Here is a 19,837-nt window from a genome sequence, read left to right on the forward strand (position 1 = left end):
TAAAAATATGTGAATACTTTTTTATAGTGTTGTCAGTATAAGAAGGGCTTTTTGCGCTACAATCAAAACATGTCAGAACGTGCACCAGGTGCACTCCGTTGTTTTAACTATAAATATGTCAATAAACATGAAGAATGATGAGCAGACGGAATACAAAACCGTTCGCGGTTTAACGCGCGGATTAATGTTATTAAATATGTTAAATAAACTCGATGGCGGGGCCAGCGTCAGCCTGCTGGCGGAGCTGAGCGGCCTGCATCGCACCACGGTGCGCAGGCTGCTGGAGACATTACAGGATGAGGGATACGTCCGGCGCAGCCGGTCTGACGACAGCTTCCGCTTAACCATTAAAGTGCGCCAGTTGAGCGAAGGATTTCGTGACGAACAGTGGATTTCTGCACTGGCGGCGCCGCTGCTGGGCGATCTCCTGCGCGAAGTGGTCTGGCCGACCGACGTGTCGACGCTGGACGTTGACGCGATGGTGGTACGGGAAACCACCCACCGCTTTAGCCGGCTGTCGTTTCACCGCGCGATGGTCGGGCGGCGCCTACCGCTGCTGAAAACCGCTTCTGGCCTGACCTGGCTGGCGTTTTGCCCGGAAAACGAGCGTCAGGCGCTGATAGCGATGCTGGCGGCGCGTCCGGGCGAAGAGTACCAACTGGCACGCGAACCCCGCAGGCTGGACGCCATTCTTGCACGCACCCGCCAGGCGGGCTACGGGCAAAATCATCGCGGCTGGGATGAAGAGGAGAAAATCGCCTCTATCGCCGTACCGCTGCGCAGCGAGCAGCGGGTGATTGGCTGTCTGAACCTGGTGTATATGGCCAGCGCGATGAGTATTGAGCAGGCGGCAGAGCGGCATCTTGCGGCGTTACAACAGGTGGCGCGACAAATTGAGGAAGCCGTAGAGTCGCAGGCGATTCTGGTGGCCGGACGGTGAAGCGGGTCACATTTTTACCTCGTCCCTGCGCCTGTTGACCGGAACGCGCGCGCGCTCATCCAGTAGGTCATCTGGCCCAATCTCATCGCTATTCGCCCATTTGCCCACATTTTTTCCTCGCGCCCTCTATTACGCTGTCTCCACTGACCCTCACCTGGAGTACCGATGATGAACATTACGCAAATTCGCAACGCCACCCAGTTGATTACGTTTGGCGGCAAAACATTTCTCATTGACCCGATGCTGGCGCCGAAAGGCGCGTGGCCGGGCTTTCCCGGCACCGCCCGCGCCGATATTCGCAACCCCACCGTGGAGCTTCCCTGCGATATCGACACGCTGTTACAGGCCGACGTGCTGATCGTCACCCATCTGCATGAAGACCATTGGGACGACGCCGCGTCCGCATGCGTGCCGAAGGATAAGCCGATTTATGTGCAAAACGAGCAGGATGCGCAGACGCTGCGCGAACAGGGTTTTACCGCGCTGACGGTGCTGAAGGAAGAGACCATTCTCGGGGAGATCACGCTGCGTAAAACCGGCGGCCAGCACGGCTCCGATCGTCTGTATGCCATTCCCGAAATGGCGGCCCGGCTGGGCGAAGCCTGCGGGCTCATCTTGACCCATCCGCAGGAAAAAACGCTGTATCTGGTGGGCGATACCGTCTGGCGCGACGAGGTCGAAGCCAACATGATCCGCTATCAGCCTGATGTGGTGGTATTGAACGCCGGTTTCGCGCACGTCATCGGTTTTGGCCCGATCATCATGGGCGCGGAAGATGTGCTAAAAACCCATTTCACCCTACCGGACGCGCAGATCGTGGCAACGCATATGGAAGCCATCAATCACTGTCTGTTAACGCGCGCGGCGCTCAAAGACTACGCACGTGACAACCAGATTGCAGAATATGTGCATGTGCCGGAAGATGGGGAAACCCTGACGTTTTAACCGCCATCGAGGAAAACTATGCGCCCCGTTACCGTCGCCATTGTCGCCGTGGACGATTTCAGCCCATTTCACTTTTCTGTGCCCTGCATTCTGTTCGGGGAAAAGGTGGCAACGCAGAAGCGCTTTACGGTGAAGATCTGCGCCGAAACGCCGGGTACGGTCAACTCGCAGGACGGGTTTTCGTTGCACGCCGCCTACGGTTATGAGGCGCTCATCGACGCGGATATTGTGATGATCCCCTACTGGGGCGCCACCGCCCAGCGTCCTCCCCAGACGCTACTGGATACGCTGGTGCAGGCCCGGCAAAACGGCGCGCAAATTGTGGGCCTTTGTCTGGGGGCATTTGTTCTGGGCTATGCAGGCCTTCTGGACGGCAAACGCGCCGCCACGCACTGGGAATTTGAGCAGGATTTTCAGGCGCGTTTTCCGGCGGTGACACTTGATATCAATGCTTTGTATGTTGATGACGACGGGATCATCACCTCTGCGGGCACGGCGGCGGCTCTCGACTGCTGCCTGTATGTGATTCGCCAGCGCTTTGGCAGCGTAGTGGCGAACCAAATCGCCCGGCGGATGATTGTTCCGCCACACCGTGAAGGCGGCCAGGCGCAATTTATCGCCCAGCCGGTGCCCAAAACCACGCGCGATGCGCGCATTAACGGACTGCTGGACTATTTGCGCCAGACAATCCGCGACCCCCATGACCTTGATTCGCTCGCCAGTCGGGTCATGATGAGCCGTCGCACGCTCACCCGTCATTTTATGAAGGCGACAGGGTGTAGCGTCGCCGAATGGCTGATCCGTGAACGTCTGCGCCTCAGCCAGACGCTGCTGGAATCCAGCCAATTGCCCATCGAGCGCATCGCCAGTGAAGTGGGTTTTCAGTCTGCTGTGACCTGGCGTCAGCATTTTAAATCCCACTTCGGCGTCAGCCCGGCTGAATGGCGAAAAACATTTCGCGGTATGGCATGATAGCGCGCGGAAAACGTGGAAATCAGGGTGATGAATGTGAAACCGGTAACGCTTTACGATGTGGCAGACTATGCTGGCGTCTCTTATCAGACCGTCTCGCGGGTGGTGAATCAGGCCAGTCACGTCTCGGCGAGAACCCGCGAAAAAGTGGAAGCCGCCATGGCGGAGCTGAACTACATTCCTAACCGTGTCGCCCAACAGTTAGCCGGCAAACAGACGCAGCTGATTGGCGTTGCCACCGCCAATCTGGCGCTGCACGCACCGTCGCAGATTGTCGCCGCCATTAAATCCCGCGCCGACCAGTCCGGGGCCAGCGTGGTAATTTCCATGGTAGAGCGCAGCGGCGTCGACGCCTGTAAAGCGGCAGTGCATAACCTGCTTGCGCAGCGGGTAAGTGGGCTTATCATCAACTATCCCCTCGACGAAGACGACGCCATTGCCGTTGCCGCCGCCTGTGGCAACGTGCCGGTACTGTTCCTTGACGTGTCGGACCAGTCGCCCATCAACAGCATTATTTTTTCCCACGACGACGGCGCGCGCCTCGGCGTGGAGCACCTGGTTCAGCACGGCCACCAGCGCATCGCCCTGCTGGCCGGACCGCAAACGTCGGTTTCCGCGCGCCTGCGTCTGGCGGGCTGGCATAAGCACCTCGCGCGTTATCAACTCCAGCCGGTGGCGCAACAGGAAGGCGACTGGAGCGCGATGTCCGGTTATCTTCAGACCCAACGGATGCTTAACGCGGGGACGATCCCCGGCGCGATGCTGGTCGCCAACGACCAGATGGCGTTAGGCGCAATGCGCGCCATAAGCGAGTTCGGTCTGCGCGTGGCGACCGATATTTCCGTAATCGGCTATGACGATACCGAAGACAGCGCCTGCTACATTCCCCCCCTTACGACCATCAGGCAGGATTTCGCGCTGCTTGGACAAACCAGCGTCGACCGCCTGATCCAGCTTTCTCGCGGGGCATCAACCGGGGGCAATCAGTTGCTGCCGGTCACGTTGGTGGAGCGCAAAACCGTACAGCCACCTGGGACACAGGCCGCCTCTCCACAAGCGCTGGCCGACTCGCTCATGCAGCTGGCGCGTCAGGTCGCCCTGTTAACACGCTAAATCCTGCACACGAAAATGTGTGAGACAGTTCACTCATTAGCTTCAACAGACTTTACAGTTTTCTGGCTCTGCCCGTATGTTGTCTAAAATTGTGAGCGGATAACAATTCACGACAGGACATAGCCATGACATTGACCACGGATTCACTCGCCGCCGTACTGGCGCGCCGCGACTGGGAAAATCCCGGCGTAACCCAGCTTAACCGTCTGGAAGCCCACCCGCCATTTTCCAGCTGGCGCAGCGCCGAAGACGCCCGGGATAATACCCGTTCTCCCCAATTGCGCAGCCTCAACGGCGACTGGAAATTTGCCTGGTTCGCCTCGCCGGAGGCGGTGCCGGAAAGCTGGCGGCTAAACGATCCGGAAAATGCCGACACTATCCCCGTACCGTCAAACTGGCAAATGTACGGCTACGACGCACCGATTTATACCAACGTCACCTACCCAATTCCGGTCAATCCGCCCTACGTACCCGCAGAGAACGCCACAGGATGTTACTCGCTCACATTCGATATTGACGAGGCAGCACTCCACGACAGCCAGACGCGGATCATTTTCGACGGCGTCAATTCGGCCTTTCATCTCTGGTGCAATGGACGCTGGGTCGGCTACGGCCAGGACAGCCGTCTGCCTTCGGAGTTCGATCTCAGCGATTTTCTGCGCGGCGGCGAGAACCGTCTGGCGGTGATGGTGCTGCGCTGGAGCGACGGCACATACCTGGAAGATCAGGACATGTGGCGCATGAGCGGTATCTTCCGCGACGTCAGCCTGCTAACCAAGCCCGCTACGCAAATCAGCGATCTGCGGATTTCCACCCGCTTTAATGATGATTTCAGCCGCGCCGAACTGGCCGCCGAAATCAGAATGCACGGTGAACTGCGCGACGATCTGCGCGTCACCGTGCAGTTGTGGGATGGCGACGTCCTGGTCGGTGAACGGACTGCCCCCTTTGGCGGCGAAATTGTTGACGAGCGCGGCGCGTATCATGACCGCGCCACCCTGCGCCTGAAAGTCGATAACCCGTCGCTGTGGAGCGCCGAAACGCCGCATCTGTACCGCGCGGTTGCGCAGTTGCATACCGCTGACGGCGAACTGATTGAAGCCGAAGCCTGTGACGTCGGCTTTCGCCAGATCAGCATTGAAAACGGCCTGCTGTTGCTGAACGGCAAGCCGCTGCTGATTCGCGGGACAAATCGCCACGAACATCACCCGAAGCACGGTCAGGTAATGGACGAAGCGACGATGGTACAGGACATCATCCTGATGAAGCAGAACAATTTTAACGCCGTGCGCTGCTCCCATTACCCAAACCATCCGCTGTGGTACACGCTGTGCGACCGTTATGGGCTGTACGTCGTGGATGAGGCCAACATCGAAACCCACGGCATGGTACCGATGAACCGCCTGACCGATGACCCAACCTGGCTTCCCGCCATGAGCCAGCGGGTGACGCGCATGGTACAACGCGACCGCAATCACCCGAGCATTATTATCTGGTCGCTGGGCAATGAGTCCGGGCATGGCGTCAACCACGACGCGCTGTACCGCTGGTTGAAATCGGAAGATCCGTCGCGCCCGGTGCAATATGAGGGCGGCGGCGCAGACAGCGCGGCGACGGATATTATCTGTCCGATGTATGCCCGCGTCGATCAGGATCAGCCGTTCCCGGCGGTGCCGAAATGGTCAATCAAAAAATGGCTGTCAATGCCGGGCGAGCAGCGTCCGCTGATCCTCTGCGAATACGCGCACGCAATGGGCAACAGCCTCGGCGGTTTCACCAAATACTGGCAGGCGTTTCGGCAGTATCCGCGCCTGCAGGGGGGCTTTGTCTGGGACTGGGTCGATCAGTCGCTGATTAAATATGATGATGAAGGTAGCCCATGGTCGGCCTACGGCGGCGACTTTGGCGACACGCCGAATGACCGCCAGTTCTGCATGGACGGTCTGGTGTTTGCCGACCGTACGCCGCATCCGTCGCTGTACGAAGCCAAACACGCGCAGCAGTTTTTCCAGTTTACCCTGCTGCCCGGCGCGGAACGTAACATCGAGGTGACCAGCGAATATCTGTTCCGCCATAGCGACAATGAGATCCTGCACTGGTCCCTTGCCCTGGACGGTAATCCCATTGCAGCGGGGAACGTCGTGCTGGACATCGCCCCGCAGGGACGCCAGGTCATTACCCTTCCCGACGTTGCTGTCCCCGATGCAGCAGGCCAGCTATGGCTGACGGTGCGCGTTGAGCAGCCGCAGGCCACCGCGTGGGCGCCAGCCGGACACATCAGCGCCTGGCAGCAGTGGCCACTGGCGGAAAAACTGAGCGTGGCGATCTCCTCGCCTGTCGGTTGTGCGCCACGGCTTGAGGCGGGAGAGACGCATTATCTGGTCACGGTGAATCAACAACGCTGGCAGTTCTGCCGCCAGCAGGGTGTATTGACGCAGTACTGGATCGGCGAGGACGCGCAGCTGCTGACCCCGCTTCGCGACCAGTTTACCCGCGCGCCGCTTGATAACGATATCGGCGTCAGCGAAGCCACGCGTATTGACCCGAACGCCTGGGTTGAACGCTGGAAAGCCGCCGGGCATTACCGCGCAGAAGCGATGCTGTTGCAGTGCGAAGCACAGACGCTCACCGACGCGGTGATCATCACTACCGCCCACGCCTGGCAGACCCAGGGGGAAACGCTGTTTATCAGCCGTAAAACCTGGCGCATTGACGGAGATGGCGAACTGACGATCACGGTGGATGTGGATGTCGCCCACGGCACGCCACACCCGGCGCGCATCGGACTGACCTGCCAACTGGCCCAGGTGGCGGAACGCGTGAACTGGCTGGGATTAGGTCCGCATGAAAACTACCCGGACCGCCTCTCTGCCGCCTGCTTTGATCGCTGGGACCTGTCGCTCGACGACATGTATACGCCGTACGTTTTTCCGAGCGAAAACGGGCTGCGCTGCCACACCCGCGAACTGCGCTATGGCGCCCACTGCTGGCGCGGAGACTTCCAGTTCAATATCAGCCGCTACAGCCAGCAACAACTGATGAAGACCAGCCATCGCCATCTGTTGCAGGAAGAGGCCGGTACATGGCTGAACCTTGACGGCTTCCACATGGGCGTGGGCGGCGACGACTCCTGGAGCCCGTCGGTGTCGCCGGAATACCAGCTCAGCGCAGGTCGCTATCACTACCAGATCGTCTGGTGCCTGAAATAACAAAAAACGGGCAGGTTAACGCCTGCCCGATATTCGCATAAGGACGTTCACATGCATTATTTGAAAAATACTAACTTCTGGATGTTCGGCTTTTTCTTCTTCTTTTATTTTTTCATTATGGGTGCTTACTTCCCCTTTTTCCCGATCTGGTTACATGATATCAACCATATCAGCAAAGGCGATACCGGTATTATCTTCGCCTGCATCTCGCTATTTTCACTCTTGTTCCAGCCCATTTTCGGCCTGCTCTCTGACAAGCTCGGCCTGCGCAAGCATCTGTTGTGGGTCATTACCGGTATGCTGGTGATGTTCGCGCCGTTCTTTATTTACGTTTTCGGCCCGCTATTGCAGGTCAATATTTTGCTCGGTTCGATTGTCGGCGGGATCTATCTGGGGTTTATTTATAACGCCGGCGCGCCCGCCATTGAGGCCTACATAGAAAAAGCCAGTCGCCGCAGTCATTTTGAATTTGGCCGCGCGCGGATGTTCGGTTGCGTCGGCTGGGCGCTGTGCGCGTCGATTGCCGGCATTATGTTTACCATTAATAACCAGTTTGTCTTCTGGCTGGGCTCCGGCTGCGCGGTGATCCTGGCATTGCTGCTGTTCTTCTCGAAAACGGAAGCGCCCTCATCGGCAAAAGTGGCCGATGCGGTTGGCGCGAATCACTCGGCATTTAGCCTGAAACTGGCGCTGGAATTATTTAAACAGCCGAAGCTGTGGTTTCTGTCGCTGTATGTTGTCGGCGTGTCCTGTACCTACGATGTGTTTGACCAGCAGTTCGCTAACTTCTTTACCTCATTCTTTGCCACTGGCGAACAGGGTACCCGCGTGTTTGGCTACGTTACCACCATGGGTGAACTTCTGAACGCCAGTATTATGTTCTTTGCGCCGCTGATCGTGAACCGCATTGGCGGTAAAAACGCCCTGCTGCTGGCGGGCGCGATTATGTCGGTGCGGATCATCGGCTCGTCGTTTGCCTCTTCGGCGCTGGAAGTGGTGATCCTGAAAACCTTGCATATGTTTGAGATACCGTTCCTGATTGTCGGTTGTTTTAAATACATCACCAGTCAGTTTGAGGTACGCTTCTCTGCCACGATTTACCTGGTGTGCTTCTGCTTCTTTAAGCAACTGGCGATGATTTTCATGTCGGTTTTCGCCGGCAATATGTATGAAAGCATCGGTTTTCAGGGAGCATATCTGGTGCTCGGGCTGATCGCGCTGAGCTTTACGTTGATTTCGGTATTTACCTTAAGTGGACCGGGGCCGTTTACCCGCCATGTCAAACCTGTCTGTAAACAAGCATAAAACCCACCACAAGGATGAAATTTCACACATGACTATGCCAATGAGAGAAAGAATAAAAGCAGGCCAACTGTTTACAGATATGTGCGAAGGTTTGCCGGAAGAGAGATTGCGCGGAAAGGAATTGATGTATGAGTATAACCATTCACGTCCGTCAGAAGTTGAAAAAAGGAAAAGCTTGATTAAATCCATGTTTGGCTCAACGGGAGAAAATGCATGGATAGAGCCGCCCATTTATTTTTCCTACGGTACCAACATCCATATCGGTGACAACTTTTATGCTAATTTCAATTTTACCATCGTAGACGACTATACCGTCACGATTGGCGATAACGTTCTGATTGCGCCAAATGTCACCCTCTCCGTGACCGGGCATCCTGTTCATCATGAATTGAGGCAAGCGGGAGAGATGTATTCCTTTCCGATCACAATTGGCAATAACGTCTGGATCGGCAGTAACGTGGTTATCAATCCAGGTATCACGATAGGAAATAACACCGTGATTGGCGCAGGTAGCGTGGTCACAAAAGACATTCCTTCAAATGTCGTTGCCGCGGGCGTTCCCTGTCGGGTTATCCGTGAAATAAACGACAGAGATAAAGAATATTATTATAAAGACCGCAAAGTAGAGCGTTTCCTTTGCCACCAGGCATGACGCCGGGCGCTCTACAACAATGCAGACCGTAGGCCCGGTCAGCTTGCGCCACCGGGCGCTACCGCTACTCCTCAATGATCTGGCGGATTTGCTGCAACGCGGCGGGATCGTCGAGGGTGGTGAGATCGCCGGGATCGCGACCTTCGCAGATGGCCTGGATCGTCCGGCGCAACATCTTGCCGGATCGCGTTTTCGGCAACTGCGAGACAAACCAGACGTGGGCGGGACGGCCAAAATTGCCAATCTGGCTGTCCACCAGCGCCATAATCGCTTTTTCTTCCGCCTGCGCCACATCACGATCTTCCAGGCTGTCGCTCTGTTTCGGGATAACAAACGCCACCGCCACCTGCCCTTTTAGCGCGTCTTTTACCCCCACGACCGCCACCTCGGCGACGTTAGGATAGCTGGAAATGCTCTCCTCTATCTCGCGGGTGCCAAGACGGTGGCCGGCAACATTTATCACGTCGTCGGTACGTCCGAGGATAAAGTAATAGCCGTCGGCGTCGCGAATGCCCCAGTCGAAGGTGGCATACACCTGACGGCTGAACAGCGACCAGTAGGTGTTAACAAACCGTTCATCGTCTCCCCAGATAGTCTGGATACAGCCCGGCGGCAGCGGCCCCTCAATCACCACCATCCCCTTTTCGTTCACGCCGCAGGGTTCGCCGGTCACTTCATTGAGTAACTGCACGTTATAACCGTACATCGGTACGCCCGGGCTACCGAGCCGCGACGGTCTGTCGTCAAGCTGACGGGCAAGCGCCATAATCGGCCAGCCGGACTCCGTCTGCCAGTAATTATCGATAACCGGCACCTCCAGCGTCTGGGTGACCCACGCGGCGGTGGGTTCATCCAGCGGTTCTCCGGCCAGATACAGCACCTCCAGCGAGGAGAGATCGTGATTGCGGATCTGGGCGGTTGGAAATTTCTTCAGTACGCGAATGGCGGTCGGCGCGGAAAACATCCTGTTCACCCGGTACTTCTCGACAATTTTCCACCACACCCCGCAGTCCGGGTACGTTGGCAGCCCTTCATAGACAATCGTCGCCATCCCCGCCAGCAGCGGCGCGTAAACGATATAAGAGTGACCGACAACCCAGCCGATATCCGACGCGCAAAAAAAGACGCCGCCCGCTTTGCCGCCAAAAATGGTGTCCATTGAGGTTGCCAGCGCCACCGCGTAGCCGCCGACGTCGCGCTGCACGCCTTTGGGTTTTCCCGTGGTGCCGGACGTGTAAAGAATGCAGGAGGTCTCGTTAGATTCCAGCCACGCTACCGGCACCCGCGCGCCTGCGTGTTGCTGACGCAGGGCGGCATAATCAAGATCGCGTCCGGCCACCCGCGCCATTTTCGCCAGCCCACGGTCCACCAACAACACGTGCTTCGGCTGATGCTGCGCCTGCGCGATGGCGTCGTCGAGCAGCTTTTTATACGGCAGGATCTTTCCTCCGCGCGCCCCGGCATCCGCCGAGACGATCAGCACCGGTCTGGCATCGTCAATTCTCGCCGCCACACTGTGTGAGGCAAAACCGCCGAATACGACCGAATGAATCGCCCCAATGCGTGCGCAGGCCAGCAGCGTCACGTGCGCCTCGGCAATCATCGGCATATACACCAGCACCCGATCGCCGCGCCGGACGCCCAGCGACAGCAGCATCGACGCCACTACGTTCACCTCGTCATACAACTGGCTGAAGGTGTAGGTGCGCTCCTCTTCGGTTTCGGAAGAGACGGCGATCAGCGCCAGCGCGTCCGGCTGTTTGTCCAGCCAGCGGTCGATGGCGTTATAACACAGATTGGTGGTGCCGCCGCAGAACCAGCGGGCAAACGGCGGGCGGCTATGATCCAGCGTCCGGGTAAACGGCGTCTGCCAGTCGATGCGCTTTGCCTGCTCTGCCCAGAACAATTCCGGTTGCGTAATCGAACGCTGATAAAATTCGCGAAAAGACATGAGGCTCTCCTGTTGAACTTATGCCCTATTGCTATCTGTTTCAGATAACGAACAAGTCGAGGTACTCGTTAACCGGCATCTGCTCCAGACGGGTTCGGTCCAGGGAGGCTTCCAGAATGCGCTGCTGCTGGCGGGCCGGGAACTGACGCGCCAGGTTGATTTTGAATTTTTCGATAAGCTTTGGAATGCCGTCGGCGCGACGGCGGGCGTGGCCGATAGGGTAATCCACCACCACTTCATCAAACGCCGTACCGTCGGTGAACGCCACGGTGATGGCATTGGCGATGGCGCGTTTTTCCGGATCGTGATAGTCGGCGGTAAACTGCGGGTCTTCAAAACAGCTTATCTTCTCACGCAGAGCGTCGATGCGTTTATCCTGCGCCACGCCATCTTCATAATCCGCCGCCGTTAAACGTCCGAACAACAGTGGGATGGCAACCATGTACTGAATGCAGTGGTCGCGATCCGCCGGGTTATTCAGCGGGCCTTTCTTGTCGATGATGCGAATGCAGGCTTCGTGAGTGCGAATGGTCACCTTCTCAATATCCGCCGCAGTTTTACCCACCGCCTGCATCTGCGCATGCAGGGTCATCGCCGCTTCTACCGCGGTCTGCGAATGGAACTCCGCCGGGAAGGAGATTTTAAACAGCACATTTTCCATCACGTAAGAGCCATAGGGGCGCTGGAAGCGGAATGTTTCGCCTTTGAACGAGACGTCGTAGAACCCCCAGGTTTTCGCCGTCAGCGCTGACGGATACCCCATCTCGCCGGTTTTTGCCATCAGCGCCAGGCGTACCGCGCGGGAAGTGGCGTCGCCTGCCGCCCAGGACTTCCGCGTGCCGGTGTTCGGCGCATGGCGATAAGTTCGCAGCGACTGGCCGTCGACCCACGCCAGCGATACCGCGTTCAGGATTTCGTCCCGGGTCAGCCCCAGCATTTCCGCCACCACGGCGGTGGACGCCACTTTCACCAGCAGCACGTGATCCAGGCCGACGCGGTTAAAGGCGTTCTCCAGCGCGATGCAGCCCTGAATCTCGTGAGCTTTGATCATCCCGCTCAGCACCTGCTTCATGGTCAGCGGCGCTTTGCCTGCCGCCACCGCGTTACGTGACAGCCAGTCCGCCGTCGCCAGGATGCCGCCGAGGTTATCAGAAGGGTGCCCCCATTCGGCGGCAAGCCAGGTATCGTTAAAGTCGAGCCAGCGGATCATCGCGCCGATGTTAAACGCCGCCTGAACCGGATCGAGCTGAAACTGCGTGCCCGGCACGCGCACGCCGTTTGGCACGAGAGTACCGGGGACAATCGGCCCCATAAGTTTTTTGCACGCCGGATAGTCCAGCGCTTCGAGACCACAGCCGAGCGTATCCAGCAGGCAGTAATGCGCGGTGTCATACGCTACTGTTGAGGTGATGTCATAATTCATCACGTAATCGACGATATCAACGATTTCGCGGTCAAATTCCGGGCGGACGTTTAGTTCTTGTACGGACATAAAAGCGTTCCTGCATGTTAGGGTCAGAGGGAGTGAATCAGCAACGTTGGTCTAACGAGACGAACGGACGATCTTCCGGTCCGGTATAGTTGGCGGAAGGTCGGATAATTTTGTTGTCCTGACGCTGTTCGATGATGTGCGCCGCCCAGCCGGTGACGCGGGCGATAACGAACAGCGGAGTGAACATTTCGGTGGGAACGCCCATCATGTTGTAAGACACCGCCGAGAACCAGTCGAGGTTGGGGAACATTTTTTTGGTTTCCCACATCACCGTTTCCAGACGATCGGCGATGTTGTACATCTTCAGCGAGCCGCCTTCTTCAGAAAGCTGCTTCGCCACCTGCTTAATGACCTGATGACGCGGGTCGGCCAGGGTATAAACCGGGTGCCCAAAGCCAATCACCACCTCTTTGTTTTCCACACGTTTGCGAATATCGGCTTCCGCTTCGTCCGGCGTTTCGTAGCGCTGCTGGATCTCGAGCGACACTTCGTTTGCTCCGCCGTGCTTCGGCCCGCGCAGTGCGCCTATCGCGCCGATAATGGCCGAATAGACGTCCGACCCGGTGCCCGCAATGACCCGGCTGGTGAAGGTGGAGGCGTTGAATTCGTGCTCGGCGTAAAGCACCAGCGAAATGTGCATCGCTTTTTCCCAGCTTTTTGACGGTTTCTCGCCGTGTAGCAGATGCAAAAAGTGGCCGCCGATGGAGTCGTCGTCGGTTTCTGGTTGGATGCGCTCACCGTTGTGGCTGTAGTGGTACCAGTAGAGAAGAACAGAGCTGAGCGACGCTAACAGCTTGTCGGCGATATCCCGCGCCCCGGAGACGGTGTGGCCCTCTTTTTCTGGCAGGGTGCAGCCCAACGCCGAGACGCCGGTGCGCATGACATCCATCGGATGCGACGCGGCGGGCAGCGCTTCCAGTACGGTGCGCACGTTGGCCGGTAATCCCCGCAGCGCTTTCAGTTTGATTTTATACGCGTGAAGCTCGTCGCGGGTCGGTAATTTGCCGTGGATCAGCAGATGGGCGACCTCTTCGAATTCGCAGTGCCGGGCGAGGTCCAGTATGTCGTAACCGCGATAATGAAGATCGTTGCCGCTTTTGCCGACGGTGCACAGCGCGGTATTGCCTGCCGGTACGCCGGACAGCGCAACGGATTTTTTCGGCTTAATGACATGTGTGTTGTTTTGCAGGATCGTCGAGTCTGTCATGTTGTCCTCGTCATTATTGTAATGTGCAGGATAGTGAGGTCTGGGCGAAGCGTTACTTCCGGTTCAGCGCGTCCAGCGCCTCCTCGTACTGGTAGTAATTGATGCTCTCGTACAGCTCGTTGCGGGTTTGCATCATGTCGATGACGCTTTTTTGCGTCCCTTCCTGACGCAGCACGTTATAGACCTGTTCCGCCGCGCGGTTCATCGCGCGAAACGCCGACAGCGGGTACAGCGCCATCGCCACGTGGGCGCTGCGCAGTTCATCGGTGGTAAACAACGGCGTCGCGCCGAATTCGGTGATGTTGGCGAGGATCGGCACATTGACCGCGTCGGCAAACTGTCGGTACATGGCAAGCTCGGTGATCGCCTCCGGAAACAGCATGTCGGCCCCCGCGTCGACGTAGGCCTGCGCGCGATCTATCGCCGCGTCCAGGCCTTCTACCGCCAGGGCGTCGGTGCGCGCCATGATCACAAAGTCGGGATCGGTTCGGGCATCCACCGCCGCGCGAATGCGATCCACCATCTCCTCTTTCGAGACGATCGCTTTGTTCGGTCGGTGACCACAGCGCTTAGCGCCGATCTGATCTTCAATGTGTAACGCCGCCGCGCCGGCTTTGATCATTGACCTTACGGTGCGGGCCACGTTAAAAGCCGACGCGCCAAAACCGATGTCGGCATCCACCAGCAGCGGCAGCGGGCAGACGTCGGTGATGCGACGAATGTCGGTCAGCACGTCATCAAGCGTTGAGATCCCGAGATCCGGCAACCCCAGCGATCCTGCCGCCACGCCGCCGCCGGAAAGGTAAATCGCCTGGTAGCCTGCGCGCTGTGCCAGCAGAGCGTGGTTGGCGTTAATGGTGCCGACTATCTGAAGCGGGTTTTCTTGCGTAAGGGCCGCGCGAAATGCCTGACCCGGCGAGTGTCGTGACATATTTTATCCTTTGTTATCAAGTTGTGAACGTCGTTACTCTCCATAAAGCAAAGGCTATGCCAGGTGCCGCACCCGATTAAGAAAAATAAAAAATACTGATATGACAATACGATAGATAAATCCCGCTGGCAGATAGCGAAAAAAAGCGTGTCAGCTAACGTTTCATAAAATGTTCCGCGTTGTTTCATTGCAACATAATTGAAACACGGCTAAACCCATTATTCGGTCTCTTCACGTTTAGGTTTGCTATGACAGCTTCGCCTCTTCCTCCACGGATCAATGACGACAAACCGGTCATCTGGACCGTCTCGGTGACGCGGCTGTTCGACCTGTTTCGCGACATCAGCCTCGAGTTCGATCATCTGGCGACCATCACCCCTATTCAGCTTGGCTTTGAAAAAGCGGTAACCTACATTCGCAAAAAGCTGGCGACCGAACGCTGCGACGCCATCATCGCCGCAGGCTCTAACGGCGCGTACCTGAAAAGCCGTCTCTCTGTTCCAGTGATCCTGATTAAACCGAGCGGTTTTGACGTACTGCATGCGCTGGCGAAAGCGGGAAAACTGACCGCCTCGATCGGTGTGGTGACGTATCAGGAGACGCTGCCGGCGCTTATCGCCTTTCAGAAAACATTTGGTCTGCAACTGGAACAGCGCAGCTATGTCACCGAAGAGGACGCGCGCGGGCAGATAAACGAACTCAAGGCTAACGGCATTGAGGCGGTGGTCGGCGCGGGGCTCATTACCGATCTCGCCGAGGAAGCCGGTATGACGGCGATTTTTATCTATTCTGCGGCCACAGTGCGCCAGGGATTCAGCGATGCGCTGGATCTGACGCGAATGACCGCCCGCGTAACGGCCTCTTACGCGTCCGATCGGGCGCTGCGTACCCGCTATGCCCTGGAGGATATCCGTGGCGCGTCCGGACATATGGAACAGGTGCGTCAGACCATCATGCTCTACGCCCGCTCCCGCGCCGCGGTGCTGATTCAGGGCGAAACCGGCACCGGCAAAGAGCTGGCCGCACAGGCCATTCATCGCGAAAGCGGCGTACACGCGGGGTCTCGCAGCGACATCGCCTCCCGTCCGTTTGTCGCTGTGAACTGCGGTGCGATTACGGAATCGTTGCTGGAAGCAGAACTGTTCGGCTATGAGGAGGGCGCTTTTACCGGCTCCCGACGCGGGGGGCGCGCCGGACTGTTCGAAATCGCCCACGGCGGAACGCTGTTTCTGGACGAGATAGGCGAGATGCCATTGCCTCTGCAAACCCGTCTGCTGCGCGTACTGGAAGAAAAAGAGGTGACCCGGGTGGGCGGTCATCATCCTCTCCCCATCGATGTGCGGGTGATCAGCGCCACCCACTGCAATCTGGAAGAGGCAATGAAACACGGTCAGTTCCGCCGCGATCTCTTTTACCGCCTGAGCATTCTGCGCCTCGCTCTGCCTGCGCTGCGCGATCGCCCTGGCGATATCGCGGCGTTGGCTGAGGGGTTTTTAAAACAGTCGCTGGCAGCCCTGAACGTCCCGTTTACCGATACCGTCCGCAGCGGTCTGGCGCAAAGCGCAGCCGTTCTGGTGACCTACCCGTGGCCGGGGAATATCCGCGAGCTGCGCAATATGATGGAGCGTCTGGCGCTGTTTTTAAGCGTCGACCCCATGCCGACGCTGGATGCGGATTTATTACAGCGGCTGCTGCCGGAACTGTCAGAACGTGACGAAGCCGTGTCTCCATCCACACGACTGACGGCCAGAGAAGCGCTCGACCGCTTCAATGGCGATAAATCCGCCGCGGCTCAGTTTCTTGGTATAAGCCGCACGACATTCTGGCGGCGGTTAAAACAGTAATCCCCCGTTTCAGAATGTTCACTTTTATCGGAACTGACGTCTTTATTGATAACCAACGGATGCCAAAATATATTCTTACATCCGTCATCAGATTATTCAGCAAGCAAAAAACATTTAATTGATAATAATCCTAAAAGCACAAACAAATTTCTCAAATATATCAATGATTAAAAATTGATATTTATCAAGCAATATTTAAAAAGCGCGCTTACAAAGCGTAAAATTAATGATGCCACTACGTGATTACACAAGGGTCAAATGATGAATATTTTAATGTTATCCAACTACCTTTGAGTAATTTCGCTTACCGCAACCCTGTATCATCCCTTTGTTTTACCTTGTTTTCCAGCATAGTAAACACATCCCCGGCATGAAGGGAAACATTAAGCATCATAACGAAACACGGTGGAAATGCGGTTCCCGGTACTGTCTGTATGACGCAATTAATTGTTTAAATCTATCAATGTTAAGCGAGAGTAATAAATAAACGATTGAAACTTTTTGACTGACAGCGAATAGTTAAAAGGCAGGAACGCAAACATATAAGCAATCTATTAATGCCCGTTATTACAGACAGGCATTGTTGCTTATCACTTCTTTTATTTTAAAACTTACGGACGAGTGATCATGAAAAAACACGCGTTATATTTTCGTTCTTCTTTGTTATCCCTCGCAATTTCAGCGGCGCTAGCCTCAACCGCAGCGGCAAATACTATCAATGCGCTGACCTTTCCCCCCCCTTCCGACGCTAATGCCATTATTACGATTAATAACGATAATAATGTCTTACTCTCGGCATCTGAAAATACAGACCCGGCCTGGGATCGCTTTGGCTCCCTGCGGGTGGGTGAAAATAGCGACGGCTCGCTGATCATTGACAATCGGGCGATTACCACCGACGCCGGGATGATTGGCAACAATGCAACGGGCAGCGTCACACTCCAGAGCGGCGCTACCTGGACACTGAAAGGGCTAAATCTGGTGCTGGGAACCCACGACGGTTCCGGTACGCTTGTGGTTAACAGCGGCAGCCGCGTCAGCGGGATTAACGAACTGCGGATCGGCGAATACGCCGCACAGGCCTCTGGAGAAGTGAACATCGACGGAGCCGGTTCGTCTGTATCGTCCAACTGGGCGGTGGTGGGCGATCAGGGAAAAGGCAAACTGACTATCACCAACGGTGGCTCGCTTACCCTCAGTGAACACATGAACATTGGCTATGTGGGCAATACCCTGAACTCAAACCGCGAAGGCGCTGGCGAAACGCGGGTCGACGGCGCAAATTCACAGCTGAATGTCGCCCAGGGCATCTATCTTGGCGGGGTTACCACTACGCCTAATGACGCCACCGGCAGTCTGACCGTCGGCAATGGCGCGACGATCAACTCCGGCACGCTTATCTGGTTGGCGGTGGGCGAAGGCAGCACCGGTATCCTGAACATTGGCGGCGCGCAGGGAGAAACCGAACAGGCGGCAGGTTCAATTAACGTTCCACGAATTCATCTTGGGAATACCGACGGCGTCAGCACGGCGGTGCTCAACCTTAACCATAACAGCGATGATTTCGTGCTTGGCGCCAACATTACCGGCACCGGCGAGGTGAATCATCTCGGTTCGGGAACGTCCACCCTGACCGGTGCGAGCAATTACCGGGGCAACACCCACGTCGCCAGTGGGACACTGCGTGCCGGAGCGGTTAACACGCTGAGCGCGAACTCGGACTACCTTGTCGACAGCGGCGCCAGTCTCGATCTGAATGGTTACTCTCAAACGGTCAACTCGCTGGTGCTTGACGGAAACGCGACGCTGTCGGCTGACACACCGTCTGACGGTACGTTTACGCCCACCACGTTGACCATTAATGGCGATTACGCCAGCAACAACGGGCTACTGTCCCTCCGTACCGCATTGGGTGATGATCTTTCCGCGACCGACAAACTGGTGGTGAAAGGCGATACCTCAGGCACGACGCGCGTGAGCATCGTTAACGCAGGCGGCAGCGGCGCGCAAACAGTTGAAGGCATCCAGGTCGTCAATGTTGAAGGCGCGTCGGCCGGCAGCTTTGTGAAAGAAGGCCGTATTGTCGCGGGCGCGTATGATTATGATCTGACGAAACGGGATAACCAGAACTGGTATTTGACCAGCCTGGCCTCCGTGGCGCCACAACCCCCCGTCCCACCGGTGGACCCTGAAGAACCTGAACAGCCGGAAGAACCCGATGTTCCGGTGCCACCTGCGCCGGAAGGCACGCATCAGTATCGCCCGGAAACGGGTAGCTATCTGGCGAACGCACTTGCCGCCAATACGCTGTTTAACACTCGCCTGCACGATCGTTTGGGCGAGACGCAATACACCGATCTGTTAACCGGTGAAAAGAAAGTGACCAGCCTGTGGATGCGACACGTTGGCGGTCATCAGCGCTTTAAAGACAGCTCCGGCCAGATCAGCACCCAAAGTAACCGCTACGTGATCCAGCTTGGCGGCGACATTGCCCAATGGAGCAGTGACGGCCAGGATCGCTGGCACCTGGGCCTGATGGGCGGTTACGCGAACAGTAAGAGCCGCAGTCACGCCAGTCTCACAGGCTACACGTCACGCGGCGAGATCAGCGGATATAGCGCTGGCGTTTATGGCACATGGTACGCCAATGACGCCGACAAAACTGGCGCCTATCTGGACGCATGGGTGCTCTATAACTGGTTTGAAAATACCGTATCCGGACAGGGACTGGCGTCAGAGAAATATGATTCCGACGGGATCACCGCTTCGCTGGAAACAGGCTATACCTTCAGCCTTGGCGCCAGTCGCGATGGGCGTACCCGTTACTGGTTGCAGCCAAAAGCCCAGCTTACCTGGATGGATGTGCAGGCGGACAATCACACCGAGAAAAACGGGACCCGGGTGGTCAATGAAACGGATGGCAACCTGCAAACGCGCCTGGGCATTAAAGCTTTTATGCAGGGCCATAATGCCATCGATGACGGTAAAACGCGCACCTTCCAGCCGTTTGTCGAAGCGAACTGGATCTACAACAGCCAGAACTATGGCGTGAAGATGGACGATATTCGCAGTGAAGTGAAAGGCACGCGCAATATCGGCGAGCTGAAAGTGGGTGTGGAAGGGCAACTCAACGCTCGCCTGCAACTGTGGGGTAACGTCGCTCAGCAGGTAGGCGACAAGGGTTACAGCGATACGCAAGGCATGTTGGGGTTGAAATATACATTCTGACAGACGCGCCACCCGCGGCAACGCGGGTGGTTTTTCTCTTCCCTTCTC

The 19,837-nt window shown here is 56.8% G+C and carries 13 protein-coding genes; 9 read left to right on the forward strand and 4 right to left on the reverse strand.

Annotated features, from left to right (window positions below):
- Window positions 1-127: 127 nt before the first annotated feature.
- The 7 genes from OOJ60_RS16120 to lacA all read left to right on the forward strand — a co-directional run bounded on the left by OOJ60_RS16120 (window position 128) and on the right by lacA (window position 9,136).
- Window positions 128-940 carry a DNA-binding transcriptional regulator gene (locus OOJ60_RS16120; protein ID WP_072014967.1) on the forward strand — a complete coding sequence of 271 codons (813 nt, stop codon included), beginning with the start codon at window positions 128-130 and terminating at the stop codon, window positions 938-940.
- A 168-nt stretch (window positions 941-1,108) separates the two neighbouring features.
- Complete coding sequence (locus tag OOJ60_RS16125; protein WP_205612930.1) at window positions 1,109-1,885, forward strand: MBL fold metallo-hydrolase; 777 nt, start codon at window positions 1,109-1,111, stop codon at window positions 1,883-1,885.
- 18 nt (window positions 1,886-1,903) lie between these two features.
- The gene (locus OOJ60_RS16130; protein ID WP_200033471.1) at window positions 1,904-2,857 is read left to right on the forward strand and encodes a GlxA family transcriptional regulator; all 954 of its coding nucleotides are present in this window, start codon (window positions 1,904-1,906) and stop codon (window positions 2,855-2,857) included.
- A 27-nt stretch (window positions 2,858-2,884) separates the two neighbouring features.
- The gene (locus OOJ60_RS16135) at window positions 2,885-3,970 is read left to right on the forward strand and encodes a LacI family DNA-binding transcriptional regulator (protein ID WP_131729027.1); all 1,086 of its coding nucleotides are present in this window, start codon (window positions 2,885-2,887) and stop codon (window positions 3,968-3,970) included.
- 125 nt (window positions 3,971-4,095) lie between these two features.
- Window positions 4,096-7,179: a beta-galactosidase gene (locus OOJ60_RS16140; RefSeq protein ID WP_205612892.1), complete on the forward strand. Its 3,084-nt coding sequence runs from the start codon at window positions 4,096-4,098 to the stop codon at window positions 7,177-7,179.
- A 51-nt stretch (window positions 7,180-7,230) separates the two neighbouring features.
- Entirely contained in the window at window positions 7,231-8,484 is a 1,254-nt protein-coding gene (locus OOJ60_RS16145; RefSeq protein ID WP_042286109.1) for an MFS transporter, read from the forward strand.
- Between the two features lie 28 nt (window positions 8,485-8,512).
- Window positions 8,513-9,136 carry a galactoside O-acetyltransferase gene (lacA, locus tag OOJ60_RS16150; RefSeq protein WP_205612893.1) on the forward strand — a complete coding sequence of 208 codons (624 nt, stop codon included), beginning with the start codon at window positions 8,513-8,515 and terminating at the stop codon, window positions 9,134-9,136.
- A 64-nt stretch (window positions 9,137-9,200) separates the two neighbouring features.
- Here the strand turns inward: lacA and prpE are convergent, their stop codons facing one another.
- Genes prpE through prpB form a run of 4 tightly spaced genes read right to left on the reverse strand, consistent with a single transcriptional unit; the run spans window position 9,201 to window position 14,717 of the window.
- On the reverse strand, window positions 9,201-11,087 hold the full coding sequence (gene prpE / locus OOJ60_RS16155) for a propionate--CoA ligase (RefSeq protein WP_205612894.1): 1,887 nt from the start codon (window positions 11,085-11,087) through the stop codon (window positions 9,201-9,203).
- 40 nt (window positions 11,088-11,127) lie between these two features.
- The gene (locus OOJ60_RS16160; protein WP_205612895.1) at window positions 11,128-12,579 is read right to left on the reverse strand and encodes a bifunctional 2-methylcitrate dehydratase/aconitate hydratase; all 1,452 of its coding nucleotides are present in this window, start codon (window positions 12,577-12,579) and stop codon (window positions 11,128-11,130) included.
- Window positions 12,580-12,616: 37 nt separating this feature from the next.
- On the reverse strand, window positions 12,617-13,786 hold the full coding sequence (prpC, locus tag OOJ60_RS16165; protein WP_042286116.1) for a bifunctional 2-methylcitrate synthase/citrate synthase: 1,170 nt from the start codon (window positions 13,784-13,786) through the stop codon (window positions 12,617-12,619).
- A gap of 52 nt (window positions 13,787-13,838) precedes the next feature.
- Window positions 13,839-14,717 carry a methylisocitrate lyase gene (gene prpB, locus OOJ60_RS16170; protein ID WP_199956541.1) on the reverse strand — a complete coding sequence of 293 codons (879 nt, stop codon included), beginning with the start codon at window positions 14,715-14,717 and terminating at the stop codon, window positions 13,839-13,841.
- A 248-nt stretch (window positions 14,718-14,965) separates the two neighbouring features.
- Between prpB and prpR the strand changes: the two genes are divergently transcribed.
- The gene (gene prpR, locus OOJ60_RS16175; RefSeq protein ID WP_205612896.1) at window positions 14,966-16,561 is read left to right on the forward strand and encodes a propionate catabolism operon regulatory protein PrpR; all 1,596 of its coding nucleotides are present in this window, start codon (window positions 14,966-14,968) and stop codon (window positions 16,559-16,561) included.
- 627 nt (window positions 16,562-17,188) lie between these two features.
- Window positions 17,189-19,789, forward strand: coding sequence for an autotransporter outer membrane beta-barrel domain-containing protein (locus OOJ60_RS16180; protein WP_205612897.1), 2,601 nt, complete (start codon window positions 17,189-17,191; stop codon window positions 19,787-19,789).
- Window positions 19,790-19,837 lie beyond the last annotated feature (48 nt).

The organism is Citrobacter sp. R4 (genome assembly GCF_026719175.1).
In the GTDB taxonomy this organism is placed as follows: Bacteria; Pseudomonadota; Gammaproteobacteria; order Enterobacterales; family Enterobacteriaceae; genus Citrobacter_A; species Citrobacter_A sedlakii.

Excerpts from the sequence above, each read along its gene's own strand:
- prpC (WP_042286116.1), bottom strand. The coding sequence starts at position 13,786 with ATGACAGACTCGACGATCCTGCAAAACAACACACATGTCATTAAGCCG.
- prpE (WP_205612894.1), bottom strand. The coding sequence starts at position 11,087 with ATGTCTTTTCGCGAATTTTATCAGCGTTCGATTACGCAACCGGAATTG.
- lacA (WP_205612893.1), top strand. The coding sequence starts at position 8,513 with ATGACTATGCCAATGAGAGAAAGAATAAAAGCAGGCCAACTGTTTACA.
- OOJ60_RS16125 (WP_205612930.1), top strand. The coding sequence starts at position 1,109 with ATGAACATTACGCAAATTCGCAACGCCACCCAGTTGATTACGTTTGGC.
- OOJ60_RS16145 (WP_042286109.1), top strand. The coding sequence starts at position 7,231 with ATGCATTATTTGAAAAATACTAACTTCTGGATGTTCGGCTTTTTCTTC.
- OOJ60_RS16160 (WP_205612895.1), bottom strand. The coding sequence starts at position 12,579 with ATGTCCGTACAAGAACTAAACGTCCGCCCGGAATTTGACCGCGAAATC.
- OOJ60_RS16140 (WP_205612892.1), top strand. The coding sequence starts at position 4,096 with ATGACATTGACCACGGATTCACTCGCCGCCGTACTGGCGCGCCGCGAC.
- prpR (WP_205612896.1), top strand. The coding sequence starts at position 14,966 with ATGACAGCTTCGCCTCTTCCTCCACGGATCAATGACGACAAACCGGTC.
- OOJ60_RS16180 (WP_205612897.1), top strand. The coding sequence starts at position 17,189 with ATGAAAAAACACGCGTTATATTTTCGTTCTTCTTTGTTATCCCTCGCA.
- OOJ60_RS16130 (WP_200033471.1), top strand. The coding sequence starts at position 1,904 with ATGCGCCCCGTTACCGTCGCCATTGTCGCCGTGGACGATTTCAGCCCA.
- OOJ60_RS16120 (WP_072014967.1), top strand. The coding sequence starts at position 128 with ATGAAGAATGATGAGCAGACGGAATACAAAACCGTTCGCGGTTTAACG.
- prpB (WP_199956541.1), bottom strand. The coding sequence starts at position 14,717 with ATGTCACGACACTCGCCGGGTCAGGCATTTCGCGCGGCCCTTACGCAA.